We start from the raw sequence: 14,961 nt of genomic DNA on the forward strand, positions 1-14,961 counted from the left end.
CATGCGCATGCCGGTCGCACCGGCAATTTACCGTGTGCGACCGGCGCAAGCATTCAGCGCCGTGCTACGCCGCCTGCGGCGCGACGATGCGTCCGGCGTCGATGGTGACCGTCGTCGCGCAGCGCCGCGCGAGTTCGGCATCGTGCGTGACGAGCACGAGCGTCGCGCCGTGCGCGCGGTTCAGTTCGAACATCAGGTCGATGACCGCATGGCCCGTGGCCGCATCGAGGCTGCCAGTGGGTTCGTCGGCGAACAGGATCGCCGGGTGCGTGACGAACGCGCGCGCGAGCGCGACGCGCTGCTGTTCGCCACCGGACAGCAGCTTCGGATAATGCGCGGTGCGCTCGCCGAGACCGACCTGCACGAGCAGCGCGCGGGCCCGCTCGGCCGCTTCGCGCGCACCGATGCCGCCCCTCAGCTCAAGCGGCAGCATCACGTTCTCGAGCGCCGTCAGGTGCGGCATCAACTGGAATGACTGGAACACGAATCCGACGGCGCCGTTGCGCAGCGCGGCGCGCTCGTCCTCGTCGAGCTGGTCGAGCGCGCGACCGAGCAGGCGAACCGTGCCGCTCGTCGCGCTGTCCAACCCCGCAAGCAGGCCGAGCAGCGTCGATTTGCCGGACCCCGACGCACCGACGATCGCGAGGCTGCTGCCGGATCGCACACTGAGCGTGATGCCGTCGAGGATCGTCAGCTCGCCCGTTGCGTCGGCGACCCGCTTGCATACGTCTTGGACTTCGATGATCGGATCGGTAATCTTGAACATGGACACGACATTCCACTGGAAGAGACGCGCGGCGCTCGCCGCGCTGCTGGGTACGCTGCTCGCAGCAACCGTGCCCGCACGCGCCGCGACGGCGGCGCCGACATCGGGCCAGGGCCGGCCCGCGCTCGTCGTGCTCGGCGACAGCCTGTCGGCCGAATACGGACTGCCGCGCGACACCGGCTGGGTTGCGCTGCTGCGGCAACGGCTCGCGACCGAGCGAATCGATTATAGCGTCGCGAACGCAAGCGTCAGCGGCGACACCACGAGCGGCGGCCGCGCACGGCTGCCCGCGGTGCTGCAACGGCTCAAGCCGTCGATCGTCGTCGTCGAACTCGGGTCGAACGACGCACTGCGCGGCGTGCCGCTCGCGACGACCGAACAGAACCTGCGTGACATCATCGCCGATGCGCGGCAAGCGCGCGCGAAGGTCGTGCTGGTCGGCATGTACGTGCCGCCCAACTACGGGCCCGATTACACGCAGAAATTCCATGCGGTCTATACGCGGCTGTCGAAGGAACTCGGCGTCCCGCTCGTGCCGTTCCTGCTGGCCGGCATCGAGAACAAGCCGGAGATGTTCCAGTCGGACCAGATGCACCCCGCTCAACAGGCGCAGGGCATCCTGCTCGACAACGTCTGGCCGGCGCTGAAACCGCTGCTCGGCAAACCGCGCGGCTGACCTGACGATTCACCGTTGCCGGAAAACAGAAAGCCCCGCTTGAAGCGGGGCTTTCTGTTGTTGCGTGCGAAACCGTGAACGGCGCTTCGCTCAGTTGCCGCTGTCCTGCGACTGGCTCGGCGTGGTGCCGTACAGCTTCACCTTCGAGCGGTCGCGCAGCGCGGCGAGATACGCTTCGCCTTCGCTTTGCGCTTCGACCTGCGCCATCTGCTGCTGCGCGGCCGCGAGCTGCTGCGGATCGACGGCCGTGCCCGGGATCACCGCGTTCACACGATAGATCGCGTAGCCGTCCGCACCGAGATCGACACCGACGTAGGCCGGCAGCGTCTTCGCATCGACCTTGTAGACGGCGCTCAGCGCCGCCGGCGTCAGGCCTTGCGATTGCATGCGCGACACCTTCTGCACGGCCGTGAAGCCATCAGCCGATTTCGACTTCTGCAGCTCGGCCAGCTTCGCCGCGCCGTCCTTCTTCGCGAGTTCCGCGGCCTGCTCGGCGACGACCTTCTGACGCACCGCGTCCTTGATCGTGTCGAGCGCCGGCACGGCAGCCGGCTTGTAGTCGGTCACGCGCGCCGAGATCAGCGTGTTGTTGCCCACGTCGATCGCCTGCGTGTTGTTCTGGCTCTTCACCGAGTCGCTCGCGAACACGGCAGCGAGGAACTTCGGATTGTTCAGCGGGCTCGTCGGCGGCAGTTGCGGATTCGGCGTCGGCATGACCGTGGCCGTCTGGATCGTCAGCTTGTACTTGTCGGCGGCCGGCTGCAGCGTCTTCGCCTTTTCATACACGGTCGACGTAAAGCCTTCCGCGTTGTCCGTGAACGCCTTCGCTGCATACTGCTGCTTCAACTGCACCGCGATCTGGTCCTTCACGTCGGCGAACGGCTTGACCACCGACGGCTTCACTTCCGTCGCCTTCAGGATGTGGAAGCCGAGATCCGACTGCACGACACCGCTGACGTCGCCCTGCTTCAGCGCGAACGCGGCATCGTCGAACGCCTTGCCGCCCGCCGTCGAGCCGCGCGTGATGAAGCCGAGATCGCCGCCCTTCGCTGCCGACGGTGCATCCTGCGAGTTCTTCTGCGCGATCTGCGCGAACTGGTCCGGATGCGCCTTCACGTCGGCCAGCAGCTGCTCGGCCTTCGCCTTCGCTGCCGCCTTGTCGGCAGCGCTCGCGTCGCTCGCCGCGGCGATGAAGATGTGGCTCACGCGTACCTGCGCTTCCGAGCGGAAGTGCGTCGGGTTGTCGTCGTAGAACTTCTTGATGTCCGCATCGTTCGGCTGTGCGCTCGCGGCGGCCGCGGCCGGCGAATAGACGAGATACTGGATCGTCGCCGTTTCCGGCGTCGCGAAGCTCTGCTTGTGCGCGTCATAGTACGCGGTGAGCTGCGCGTCGGTCGGCTGCACCTTCGCCGCGTAGTCGCTCGTCTTCAGCACGAGCGCCTGCACTTCGCGCTGCTGCGCGGCCAGATCCGACAGGCGTTGCGCCGGGCCCTTCGGGGTGAATGCGCTCGCCACGATGCTGGCCGGAATCTGCTGCAGCGCGAGGCTGTAGCGCACGCGCTCCTGGTACTGCTCGGGCGTCATCCCCTGGAACGACAGCAGCTGGGCATAGCGCTCGACGTCGATCGAACCGTCGGGTTTCTTCAGCGACGCGATCATCGGGTCGCTCATCAGCGCGTCGCGCACGGCGTTGTCGGATGCGGTCAGGTGCAGACGTTGGGTCTCGTCGGCCAGCACGCGTTGCTGGATCAGGCCGTCGAGGACCTGCTTGCGATGTTCCGGCGTGTCGAATGCCTTGATGTCGAACTGCCCACCGAGCGCCTGGCGCGCCTGGTCGATCTGCTGGCGGAACGCGCCGTCGAATTCGACCCGCGTGATCTTGTGCCCGTTGATCGCCGCGACGTTCGCGCTGTCGTCGAAGAAGCCGCGGAAACCTTGGATCCCGACGAAACCCAGCCCCGGTAACACGATCAGGAGCAGGAGCGCCATCATCAGGCGCTGGTGATTACGGAAGAAATCGAGCATGCGTGACGGGAAAATTGGACAAAACGTCCGATATTACAACATACGGGGTGGCACGGGAGAAAAGCAGGTGCGCAACGAACGGGCGCGACCGGCGATGCAAATGAAAAAGCCCGCACAAGGCGGGCTTTCTCATTTTCTGGCGGAGCGGACGGGACTCGCCTACATCCCGCAGGCCGCGGCTGCGCGTGCACGCGCAGCCCTTCGAGTCCCGCCGGAAGCCGCGCAGGCGGCTTCCTCCACTCCGCAGTCACGTGCCCGCGCGGGCACGAACGGAAACACAAATGAAAAAGCCCGCACAAGGCGGGCTTCTTCATTTTCTGGCGGAGCGGACGGGACTCGAACCCGCGACCCCCGGCGTGACAGGCCGGTATTCTAACCAACTGAACTACCGCTCCTTGGTCTGGCTGAATCAGGAAACTGGTGGGTGCTGAGGGGTTCGAACCCCCGACCTACGCCTTGTAAGGGCGCCGCTCTACCAGCTGAGCTAAGCACCCGTTTCCGATTCGTTCTGGCTGCGATCTGCGTTTCGGCATCAACAACCAGCGAGCCCGCAAGTTTAATTCATCCCCGATCATTTTGCCAAGCCCGCACGAGAATTTTTTTTCAACGCCCATTGTTCAACGCGCACGCACGCGATGCCGATGCGCATAAAAAAACCCGCGGACACGCCGCGGGTTTCGTGAACAACCGTCAGTGACGGTGTTCAGCTTCTCAGTGCTTGACGACTTCCGTCGAGCCGGCATCCTTCGCCGCCTCGCCAACCGGCGCCGCAGCCTTCGCCTCTTCTTCCGGCGGCAGCGGGGTCGGCGTACGTTCGAGCGCGAGCTCGAGCACCTTGTCGATCCAGCGGACCGGCACGATCTCGATCGCGTTCTTCACGTTGTCCGGAATGTCCGCGAGATCCTTCACGTTCTCTTCCGGAATCAGCACGAGCTTGATGCCGCCGCGATGCGCAGCCAGCAGCTTTTCCTTCAGCCCGCCGATCGGCAGCACTTCGCCACGCAGCGTGATCTCGCCCGTCATCGCGACATCGGCACGCACGGGAATCCCCGTCAGCACCGATACCAGCGCGGTCGTCATCGCACCGCCGGCCGACGGACCGTCCTTCGGCGTCGCACCTTCCGGCACGTGGATGTGGATGTCCTGCTTCTCGAACGCTTCGTCCTTGATGCCCAGACGCCGCGAACGCGAGCGCACGACCGAACGCGCAGCCTCGACCGACTCCTTCATCACGTCGCCGAGCGAACCCGTGCGAATCACGTTGCCCTTGCCCGGCATCACCGCGGCTTCGATCGTCAGCAGGTCGCCGCCGACTTCCGTCCACGCGAGGCCCGTCACCTGACCGACCTGGTTTTCCTTCGCCGCGAGGCCGAAGTCGTACTTGCGCACGCCGAGGAACGTATCGAGGTTCTCGCCATCGACCTTGATCGCGCCCGATGCCTTCTTCAGCAGCAGCATCTTCACGACCTTGCGGCAGATCTTCGACACTTCCCGCTCGAGCGAACGCACACCGGCTTCGCGCGTGTAGTAGCGGATGATGTCGCGGATCGCCTGTTCGGTGACGTCGACCTCGCCGTCCTTCAGCCCGTTGTTCTTCTTCTGCTTCGGCAACAGGTAACGCTGCGCAATGCTGACCTTCTCGTCTTCCGTGTAGCCCGACAGACGGATCACTTCCATCCGGTCGAGCAGCGGCGGCGGGATGTTCAGCGAGTTCGACGTCGCGACGAACATCACGTCCGACAGGTCGAAGTCGACTTCGATGTAGTGGTCGGCGAACGTGTGGTTCTGTTCCGGATCGAGCACTTCGAGCAGCGCCGACGACGGATCGCCGCGGAAATCCATGCCCATCTTGTCGACTTCGTCGAGCAGGAAAAGCGGATTGCGCACGCCGACCTTCGCGAGGCTTTGCAGGATCTTGCCCGGCATCGAGCCGATGTACGTCCGGCGGTGACCGCGGATCTCGGCTTCATCACGCACGCCGCCGAGCGCCATCCGGACGAACTTGCGGTTCGTCGCACGCGCGATCGACTGGCCGAGCGAGGTCTTGCCGACGCCCGGGGGCCCGACGAGGCACAGGATCGGCGCCTTGACCTTGTCCACGCGCTGTTGCACCGCGAGGTACTCGAGGATGCGTTCCTTCACCTTCTCGAGGCCGAAGTGATCCTCGTCGAGCACCTGCTCGGCGTTCGACAGATCATTGTTGACCTTGCTCTTCTTGCGCCACGGCAGGCCGATCAGCGTGTCGATGTAGTTGCGCACGACGGTCGCTTCCGCCGACATCGGCGACATCAGCTTCAGCTTCTTGAGCTCGGCGTCGGCCTTCTTCTTCGCTTCCTTCGGCATGCGCGCGGCGTTGATGCGCTTCTCGAGTTCCTCGAGATCCGCACCTTCCTCGCCTTCGCCCAGTTCCTTCTGGATCGCCTTGACCTGTTCGTTCAGGTAGTACTCGCGCTGACTCTTTTCCATCTGGCGCTTCACGCGCCCGCGGATGCGCTTTTCGACCTGCAGGATGTCGATCTCGGCTTCGAGCTGCGCGAGCAGGTGCTCGAGGCGCTCGATGACCGGGAACATCTCGAGAATGTGCTGCTTCTGGTCGAGCTTCAGCGGCAGACGCTCGGCGATCATGTCCGCGAGGCGACCGGCTTCATCGATGCCCGACAGCGACGTGAGAATCTCCGGCGGGATCTTCTTGTTCAGCTTCACGTACTGGTCGAACTGCGACACGATCGCGCGGCGCAGCGCTTCCGTTTCCGCGCTGTCGGCGTGATCGGGCTCGAGCGGCATCACGTCGCAGGAGAACTGCGTCTCCTGTTCTTCGATCGACAACGCCTTCGCACGCTGCAGGCCCTCGACGAGCACCTTCACAGTGCCGTCCGGCAGCTTCAGCATCTGCAGGATGTTGGCGATACAACCGACCTCGTACATGTCCTTTTCGGTCGGTTCGTCCTTGGCCGCGGTTTTCTGGGCGACGAGCATGATGTGCTTGCCGCCTTCCATCGCTGCTTCGAGGGCCTTGATCGATTTCGGCCGGCCCACGAAGAGCGGAATCACCATGTGCGGGAAAACGACGACGTCCCGCAGCGGCAGCAGCGGGAGCGTGATGCGTTCCGGCGGGAGAAGTTGGGTGCCTGACATTTCATTTCCCCATGAGTGGAATCAATTGTTCGGTAATTGAGGCCGCCACAACGAATTGCAAGCCTTCAAGTGCGGGAAATATTCGGTAAGAAAGTAACCACCGCGTGTCGAGTCAGAGTTACCCACAAGATAAACGAAAAAAAGCCGCCCACGGACTCATGAACGGCCTTTTTCGCAGAACATCGTCGGCAAGCCGGTCAGTTCGAACCCGCCACTTTCGGCGTGTCCTCATAGATCAGCAGGGGTTTGCCGTCGCCATCGATCACGTTCTCGTCGATGATGACCTTGCTGACCCCTTTCATCGCCGGCAGCTCGTACATCACGTCGAGCAATGCCTGTTCGATGATCGAACGCAAGCCGCGCGCGCCGGTCTTGCGGCGGATCGCCTTGCGGGCGACTGCCTGCAACGCGCCCGGCCGGATTTCCAGCTCGACGCGCTCCATCGCGAACAGCTTGTGATACTGCTTGACGAGCGCGTTCTTCGGCTCGACGAGGATCTTCATCAGCGCGGCTTCATCGAGCTTGCCGAGCGTCGCGACCACCGGCAGGCGGCCGATCAATTCGGGGATCAGACCGAATTTGATCAGGTCTTCCGGTTCCGTCTCGCGCAGCACTTCGCCCGCGTCGCGTTCCTGCTTGCTCTTGACCGTCGCGCCAAAGCCGATGCCCGTCTTTTCCGTGCGATCGGTGATCACCTTCTCGAGACCGTCGAACGCGCCGCCGCAAATGAACAGGATGTTGGTCGTGTCGACCTGAATGAAATCCTGGTTCGGATGCTTGCGGCCACCCTGCGGCGGCACCGACGCCATCGTGCCTTCGACGAGCTTCAGCAGTGCCTGCTGGACGCCCTCGCCCGACACGTCGCGCGTGATCGACGGGTTGTCCGACTTGCGGCTGATCTTGTCGATTTCGTCGATGTAGACGATCCCGCGCTGGGCCTTGTCGACCTCGTAGTTGCAGTTCTGCAACAGCTTCTGGATGATGTTCTCGACGTCCTCGCCGACGTAGCCGGCTTCGGTCAGCGTCGTCGCATCGGCGATCACGAACGGCACGTTCAGCAACCGCGCGAGCGTCTGCGCGAGCAGCGTCTTGCCGGAGCCCGTCGGGCCGATCAGCAGGATGTTGCTCTTCGACAGCTCGACGTCGTCCTTCTTGTCGAGATGCTTCAGGCGCTTGTAGTGGTTGTACACGGCCACCGCGAGGATCTTCTTCGCGCGCTCCTGCCCGATCACGTACTGATCGAGGATGTCGCGAATTTCCTGCGGGCTCGGCAGATCCGACCGGGACAGGCTGGCCTCGACGCCGGCGGCAGCCGCCTCGTCGCGAATGATCTCATTGCAGAGGTCGATGCATTCATCGCAGATGAATACCGACGGGCCGGCAATGAGTTTCTTCACCTCATGCTGGCTCTTTCCGCAGAACGAGCAATACAACAGCTTCTCGCTGTTCGAACCTTTTTTGTCCGCCATGAATGTAGAGCCTCCGGACAGGTAAATGACATGATACGCCGAATGCTCCGAACGCCGCGCCTAGGGCGCGACCGGAGCCGGCTGGATGCGCTTGCCGCAGATGCTCAAGGCACTCGGGACGTTGCAGGGGGCGCCGCCCGAATCGGGGCGGCACCCCACTTAAATTCAGGGGCGCTTCAGCAGCACCTGGTCGATCAGCCCGTACGCCTTCGCGTCCTCGCTCGACATGAAGTTATCACGGTCGGTGTCGCGCGCGATGCGCTCGACGTCCTGCCCCGTATGTTGCGCGAGCAGGTTGTTCAGCCGTTCCTTCAGGTAGAGGATTTCGCGCGCCTGGATCTCGATGTCGGATGCCTGGCCGCGTGCGCCGCCGAGCGGCTGGTGAATCATCACGCGCGAGTTCGGCAGCGCGAAACGCTTGCCCTTCGCGCCCGATGCGAGCAGGAACGCGCCCATGCTGGCCGCGAGGCCCATGCAGAGGGTCGACACGTCCGGCTTGATGAACTGCATCGTGTCGTAGATCGCCATGCCGGCCGACACCGAGCCGCCCGGGCTGTTGATGTAGAGGCTGATGTCCTTGTCGGGATTCTCGCTCTCGAGGAACAGCAATTGCGCGACCACGAGGTTGGCGGTCTGGTCGTTCACTTCGCCGACCATGAACACCAGACGCTCCTTCAGGAGACGCGAATAAATATCGTACGAACGCTCGCCGCGGCCGCTCGTTTCGACGACGATCGGCACCAGCCCCAGCGCTTGCGCCTCGAAACCCTGCGGCGCGTTCGAAGCAAGCATGTCCAGCAATTCAGCGCGAGTGATCATTCAATGAACCTTGTTCGAATGGAAAATTGAACGGAAGGAAGCCGCCCGCTCAATCGCCATATTAATGGCAACCGTGCGCTTGACGTAAAAACGGCGTGCAGGCCGTCGCTCAGACAGCCGGCACGCCGCTAGAGCGAAACTTACGCTTGCGCCGATGCGCTCGCGAGTGCCTCGAAGCTCACTTCCTTGTCCGTCACCTTTGCCTTGCCCAGCACGAAGTCGACGACGTTGCTTTCAACGACGAACGCTTCCATCTCGGCGAGGCGCTGCTGGTTGGAATAATACCAGCGGACCACTTCCTTCGGGTCTTCGTAGCTCTTCGCGAACTCGTCGACTTCCGCACGGATCTGTTCCGGCTTCGCTTCGAGGCCGTTCGACTTCACCAGCTCGGCCAGCACGAGGCCCAGCTTCACGCGACGCTCTGCCTGCTCGGCGAACATCTCGGCCGGGATCGGTGCGTCCTTCGCGTTCGGCACGCCGCGCTGTGCCAGATCCTGGCGAGCCATTTCGACGAGGCGTTGCTGGTCCTGCTCGATCAGCGCCTTCGGCACGTCGAGTTCGGAAATCTTCAGCAGCGCGTCCATCACCTGGTTCTTGACGATCGACTGCGTGCGGCGCTTCGCTTCGCGCTCGAGGTTTTCCTTGATCTCGGCACGCATCTTCGTCAGGTCGCCGTCTTCGATGCCGAGCGACTTCGCGAATTCGCCGTCGATTTCCGGCAGGTGCGGCCACTCGATCTTCTTCATCGTGACTGTGAATTGCGCGGTCTTGCCCGCCACGTCCTTGCCGTGGTAGTCGTCCGGGAACTTCAGGTCGAACGTACGCGCTTCGCCGACCTTCAGGCCGAGCGCCGCCGTTTCGAATTCCGGCAGCATGCGGCCTTCGCCGAGCACGAACGGGAAGTCTTCGGCCGTGCCGCCCTGGAACGCGACGTCGTCGATCTTGCCGACGAAGTCGACCGTCACGCGGTCGCCGTTCTTCGCCGCGGTGTCCGCGCCGCCGTCGCCGTGCTCGCCGGCTTCGCCGCGAGCGTGGAAGTGCACGCGCTGCTTGCGCAGGATGTCCAGCGTGCGGTCGATTTCGGCGTCGCCGATCGACGTCGTCGAGCGCTCGACTTCAGCCGTCGCCAGGTCGCCGATCTTCACTTCCGGGTACACCTCGAACGTCGCGTCGAACGCGTATGCGTCCTCGGCCTGCTCCTGCTTCGGCTCGAAGCTCGGCTGGCCGGCCACGCGCAGGTTTTCCGCGCGGCTGATCGTGAAGAATTCCTGGCCGATCTTGTCGCTCAGCACTTCCGCTTCGACCTGACCCGAGTACTGCTGGGCGACCATCTTAAGCGGCACCTTGCCCGGGCGGAAACCCGGCATGCGAACGTTCTTCGCGAGTTTCTGGATACGGGCGTCGATTTCCTTCTGCACGGTGTCTTTCGGCAGGGAAATCGTCACGCGGCGTTCAAGCTTGCCGAGGTTCTCAACAACGTTAGCCATGGCTTCAATCGTCCTAAAATTATTCGAGCGAATCGGGTTTTCCTTGCCGTGCCTGCCTGCGGCGAGATGTGCATCACATGCACACGCCGCGCCGGAGCGCCACGCCATCCCTGCACGCGCCGAATGGCTAGCGCAAGCGGCTCGGAGCACGGCTTTGGCCGGAAGAATCGACTATTCTAGCAAACAATTTTCCTCGTACCGCCAGATCCCTCATGACAGGGGTGCGCACCCGCGTGCCGCCCGCGCCCGTGCACGGCAATGCGCGCGGATTGTCGCTATGCCGAACGCCGTATCCACCGCGTGCCCACCATCCTGTAAGCTCCGATTGAGGGTGCGCCACCGTCGCCGCCCCATTTTTCACACCAATTACGCTTCCCGGAGACACCATGCCGCACCACCCGTCCGCGCCTGTCGTCGTCATCGCGCCCGATTCGTTCAAAGGCTCGCTTTCCGCCGAGCAGGTCGCGGACGCGATCGCCACCGGCATCCGCCGCGCACGGCCCGACGCGGTCGTGCGCTGCTGCCCGATGGCCGACGGTGGCGAAGGCACGCTCGATGCGATGCTGGCAGGCGGCGGCACGCGTCGTGCGCTGCGGGTGGCCGGCGCGTCGCTCGCGGCACGCGACGCGGCGGTCGGCGTGATCGACGCGCGCACCGCGATCGTCGAGACGGCCGAGATCGTCGGCATCACCGACGCGGTCGGCATGAGCGTGCCGGTCGACGCGCGCAGCACGCGCGGGATGGGCGAAGCGATCCGCACGCTGCTCGACGAAGGCGTGCGCCGCTTCTTCGTCGCGCTCGGCGGCAGCAGCACCAACGACGCGGGCGCAGGGTTGCTCGCGGGCCTCGGCCTGCAATGCTTCGACGCGGCCGGCCAGCCGGTCGAGCCCGTCCCCGCGCGGCTCGCCGACATCGCGCGGATCGACGCGTCGGGGCTCGATCCGCGCCTGAAGGAAGCGGAATTCATCGGCATGTCCGACGTCGACAATCCGCTGACGGGCGCGCATGGCGCGACCGCGGTGTTCGGTCCGCAAAAGGGCGTGGCGCCCGAGCAAGTCGCGACCCTCGACGCCGCGCTCGGCCACTTCGCCGACCTGCTCGAGGCGGCGCTCGACCGGCGCGGCCGCGACCTAGCCGGTGCCGGCGCCGCGGGCGGCCTCGGTTTTGCGCTGCACATGCTGGGCGCGCGGTTCGAAGCCGGCGCGGAGGTCGTCGCGCGCCAGGTCGGGCTCGACGCGGCGCTCGTCGGCGCCGACTGGCTGATCACCGGCGAAGGCCGCTCCGACGTGCAGACGCTGCACGGCAAGGCGCCGTTTATCGCCTGCCGTCACGCGCAGGCCACCGGCGTACCCGCGTCGCTGCTGTCGGGCGCCGTCGACCCGGCCGCGCTGCCGCGCCTGTCCGAACACTTCGCCGGCTGCTTCTCGCCGGCACCCGGGCCGATCACGCTCGACGTCGCGATCCGCGACGCGGCGAATCTGCTCGCGAACGAAGCTGAGCAGTTGACACGGCTGAAGTACGGCGCACACTGACCGTTGACCCGAGCGCGCGATACAGGAACAATCGGGCCCGCCCTTTTTCTTCAGGATTCGACATGAAAGGCCGTCAAGCCGGGCTCGATCAGTTTCTGACCTATCGCCTCCATGCGCTCGCGAAGCGATCCGACCGCGGGATCGCCGACGTGTACCGGCACAAGCTGGACATCTCGCTGCCCGAGGCGCGCGTGATCGCCGCCGTCGGCGCCTTCGGTCCGTTTTCGATCATGGATCTCGCACGCCACACCAATCTCGACAAGAGCCAGGCGAGCCGCGCGGCGGAAGCGCTGCTGCGCCAGGGACTGCTCGAGCGCAGCGCGAGCGAGGACGACGGCCGGATCGTGCTGATCGCGCTGACGACCAACGGTCGCGCGCTGCATCGCCGGATCATGCCGATCGTGCGCAAGTGGAATGAAGGCTTGCTCGCATGCCTGTCCGACAACGAGCGCCAGACGTTCGAGCGGCTGCTCGACAAGGTGGTCGCGCACGCGGTCGAACGCGACGAGTGAATCGCCCGGCCGGCGCGATCCGTGCCCTACGCGCGTTGCGAATGTGTGGCGCATGCACCGGAATCGCCACGCTGACCGCGCAGAGGCGTCACGAGCGATCCAGCGCCCGCCGCTTTATTCAGACGAATCCTGCAGATCGCCCCAGTCGTCCCAGTCGCGTGAATCGCGCAAGCGCATGGGCGGCGGCCCGGTTTTCCCTGCAGGGCACCTACCGAACGACTCCTCGTCGTTCTTCATCAGGCCAGACCATCGCCGCGGCGATCCCCTTGCGCTATAGCCCGCTGTTCGCCGCGCGCTGACGCAGCAACCCCAGCACCGCGTCGCAATACGGCGTCGGCACGTCGAGCTTGCGCCCCAGTTCCGGAAACACGCCGAGGATCGGCCCAATCTCGAGCGGTCGCCCCGCCTCGAAATCCTGCAGCATCGACGTCTTGAACGCGCCGAGCTTGCGCGTCACGGCGATCCGCTCCGGCCCGCCCATCCCCGCATCGAGACCGAGCTTCGCGCCGATCGCGGCCGCCTCCTCCATCATCCGCAACGCGAGATCCCGCGTGAACGGATCGTCGAGCAGTTGCTCGGCGGTCGAACCCGTGAGCGCGCTCAACGGATTCATGTTCATGTTGCCCCACAGCTTCGCCCAGATCTCGGTGCGGATCGCCGGCGTCGATTCGACGTCGAAGCCGCCCGCGGCGAGCGCCGCTGCGAATCGTGCCGTCGGCGCGTCAAGGCGCGCATCGGGCGAGCCAATGATCAGGCGGTTGCCGCGGCCGCGGCGCACGACACCCGGCGCATCGGTACTCGACGACAGGTGCACGACGCAGCCGATCGCCTGCTCGGGCGGCAGCGCCGCCGAGACCGCACCGTCCGGGTCGACCGCGTCGAGCCGCACGCCGTCGAGCGGGCCCGCGAGCCCGTGCGTGAACCACCACGGCAGCCCGTTCATCGCGGCGACGATCACCGTGCCGGGCCCGACCAGCGGCGCGATGCGCGCGGCCAGCGCCGGCAACGCCTGCGCCTTCAGCGCGATCACCACGTAGTCCTGCACGCCGAGCGCGGCCGCGTCGTCGCTCGCGCGCACCGGGACCGACGACACCGCGCCCGCCTCGTCGATCACGCGCACGCCGTGCGCATTCAGCGCATCGAGCGTCGCACCGCGCGCGTAGGCGCTCACCGTCATGCCGGCGCGCGACAGCGCAGCCGCGAGCAATCCGCCGATCGCGCCGACACCGACCACCGCGGCGCGCACCGACCCTGAATTCGTGTCGTTCATGATGGAATTCCGTCTGCTGGGAGCTGACGAGCATAACGCTCAATGGTTGCGGGCACAACCATTTACGCAAGCGCCCGCAGCATCGCTTCGCACGAGCGATTCAGCGCGACGCGCCGCTCGCCCCCGGCGGCTCGTCGACGCTCGGGCCGCCGGCCGCGCCGAGCACGCCGGCGATCTGGCTCTTGTCGTGCATGCCGAGCTTGCGGTACGCGCAGCGCAGGTAGTGACGCACGGTCGTCGGCGAAATCGCCATCTGCTGCGCGACCTCCTTGTGCGAGCGCCCGGTGCCGTAATAGCGGATCGCCGCCAGTTCGCGCGGACTCAGCCGGTCGAGCAGCGAGCGCGGCCGTGCCTCGATCTGGAACAGCCCCGCAACGGGCACGCACTGGATGCGCAACGCCTCGCCGATGAACGGCTGGCCCGACTGACGCCGCCCATGCGCGACCAGCGGCTCCGGGACGCGCGGGCCCGTCCACGTCGGCCATTCGGTGCGCAGCACGTCGTCGAAGCCGTGATCGGCGTGATGCAGCACGCCGAAGTTGTCGCACAGCGCGCGTGCCGCCGGCGCAACCGCGTCGTCGCGCTCGCGCGTGAGCTGCGCCGCGCGGTTGATCGTCAGCGCGGCCGCCAGATGCGGGATCACTTCCTCGAAGCGGCTCGCATCGTCGTCAGTGAACGGACGATTCAGGCCCTGGCGATAGATCGACATGAAGGTCGTCAACCCGAAGCGGCGATCGAGCGTACACACGCACATCAACTGAGCCAGCCCGTACTTCACGCACCAGTCGCGAAACCGCGCGTCGAACCCCGGTTCGACGACCGACAGGCGCACCGCTCGACCGTGTGCGCCGAGCAGCGTGCGTTGCGCGAGCGGATCGCAGTCGCGCACGCGTTTCCAGTCGCTGAAGAACGCATGCGGAAGGCGATACAGGAAGCTGTTGTGCATCACCGGGCCGGTCGGCGCGTGCGTGGCGACGCCGGTCCACGCGGCGTCGAAGGGGATGAGCGCCCGCAGCAGCGAAAAGAAGCGGCACTCGAATTCGCCGATGCCCGACTGCGCGGCGACCGCGTACAGGTCGAGCAGCATCAGGCCGAGTTCGCGCTGCGCTGCATCGCCGCGCGTCACGCCGTCGAAATCGGCCCGCCGTGACGGCAACGCCGGCCATGCGGATTCGTCGAGCACGATCGCAGCCGGCACGTCGCGCAGCGCGTCGAGATCCTGCCCGATATCCGTCGTGATCCTCACCTTCCGCTCCCCTGCCCGACCGGG

Annotated in this window: 11 protein-coding genes and 2 tRNA genes; 3 read left to right on the forward strand and 10 right to left on the reverse strand. The window is 65.5% G+C overall.

Annotated elements, in window-relative coordinates; all coding sequences use genetic code 11:
* Nucleotides 1-64: 64 nt before the first annotated feature.
* The gene (locus tag ACVK00_RS21865) at nucleotides 65-766 is read right to left on the reverse strand and encodes an ABC transporter ATP-binding protein (protein WP_011657158.1); all 702 of its coding nucleotides are present in this window, start codon (nucleotides 764-766) and stop codon (nucleotides 65-67) included.
* Here ACVK00_RS21865 and ACVK00_RS21870 point away from each other — a divergent pair.
* Nucleotides 765-1,442, forward strand: coding sequence for an arylesterase (locus ACVK00_RS21870; RefSeq protein WP_166725715.1), 678 nt, complete (start codon nucleotides 765-767; stop codon nucleotides 1,440-1,442). The two genes, ACVK00_RS21865 and ACVK00_RS21870, sit on opposite strands and share 2 nt — an antisense overlap.
* A 90-nt stretch (nucleotides 1,443-1,532) precedes the next feature.
* On the opposite strand, the gene ACVK00_RS21875 is transcribed toward ACVK00_RS21870, so the two are convergent.
* From ACVK00_RS21875 to tig, 7 genes are all read right to left on the reverse strand, one after another.
* Nucleotides 1,533-3,467 (reverse strand): SurA N-terminal domain-containing protein, encoded by a 1,935-nt coding sequence (locus tag ACVK00_RS21875; RefSeq protein ID WP_228904584.1) that lies wholly within the window; start codon nucleotides 3,465-3,467, stop codon nucleotides 1,533-1,535.
* A 318-nt stretch (nucleotides 3,468-3,785) separates the two neighbouring features.
* Nucleotides 3,786-3,862 (reverse strand) — tRNA-Asp (locus tag ACVK00_RS21880).
* 23 nt (nucleotides 3,863-3,885) lie between these two features.
* Nucleotides 3,886-3,961, reverse strand: a tRNA-Val gene (locus ACVK00_RS21885).
* Between the two features lie 217 nt (nucleotides 3,962-4,178).
* Nucleotides 4,179-6,602 carry an endopeptidase La gene (lon, locus tag ACVK00_RS21890; protein ID WP_006754178.1) on the reverse strand — a complete coding sequence of 808 codons (2,424 nt, stop codon included), beginning with the start codon at nucleotides 6,600-6,602 and terminating at the stop codon, nucleotides 4,179-4,181.
* A 197-nt stretch (nucleotides 6,603-6,799) separates the two neighbouring features.
* Entirely contained in the window at nucleotides 6,800-8,071 is a 1,272-nt protein-coding gene (gene clpX / locus ACVK00_RS21895; RefSeq protein WP_006754177.1) for an ATP-dependent Clp protease ATP-binding subunit ClpX, read from the reverse strand.
* A gap of 165 nt (nucleotides 8,072-8,236) precedes the next feature.
* The gene (gene clpP, locus ACVK00_RS21900) at nucleotides 8,237-8,890 is read right to left on the reverse strand and encodes an ATP-dependent Clp endopeptidase proteolytic subunit ClpP (RefSeq protein WP_006496351.1); all 654 of its coding nucleotides are present in this window, start codon (nucleotides 8,888-8,890) and stop codon (nucleotides 8,237-8,239) included.
* A gap of 140 nt (nucleotides 8,891-9,030) precedes the next feature.
* On the reverse strand, nucleotides 9,031-10,377 hold the full coding sequence (tig, locus tag ACVK00_RS21905; protein ID WP_284890482.1) for a trigger factor: 1,347 nt from the start codon (nucleotides 10,375-10,377) through the stop codon (nucleotides 9,031-9,033).
* Between the two features lie 386 nt (nucleotides 10,378-10,763).
* On the opposite strand from tig, the gene ACVK00_RS21910 reads away from it, so the two are divergent.
* Nucleotides 10,764-11,909 carry a glycerate kinase gene (locus tag ACVK00_RS21910; RefSeq protein WP_284890481.1) on the forward strand — a complete coding sequence of 382 codons (1,146 nt, stop codon included), beginning with the start codon at nucleotides 10,764-10,766 and terminating at the stop codon, nucleotides 11,907-11,909.
* A gap of 62 nt (nucleotides 11,910-11,971) precedes the next feature.
* Nucleotides 11,972-12,421, forward strand: a complete 450-nt coding sequence (locus tag ACVK00_RS21915; RefSeq protein ID WP_284890479.1) for a MarR family winged helix-turn-helix transcriptional regulator — start codon at nucleotides 11,972-11,974, stop codon at nucleotides 12,419-12,421.
* Nucleotides 12,422-12,692: 271 nt separating this feature from the next.
* On the opposite strand, the gene ACVK00_RS21920 is transcribed toward ACVK00_RS21915, so the two are convergent.
* Both ACVK00_RS21920 and ACVK00_RS21925 read right to left on the reverse strand, forming a co-directional pair.
* On the reverse strand, nucleotides 12,693-13,691 hold the full coding sequence (locus ACVK00_RS21920; protein WP_228904588.1) for a 2-dehydropantoate 2-reductase: 999 nt from the start codon (nucleotides 13,689-13,691) through the stop codon (nucleotides 12,693-12,695).
* 100 nt (nucleotides 13,692-13,791) lie between these two features.
* Entirely contained in the window at nucleotides 13,792-14,937 is a 1,146-nt protein-coding gene (locus ACVK00_RS21925; protein WP_284890475.1) for a helix-turn-helix transcriptional regulator, read from the reverse strand.
* Between the last annotated feature and the right edge of the window lie 24 nt (nucleotides 14,938-14,961).

It is taken from the genome of Burkholderia sp. PvR073, assembly GCF_054055695.1.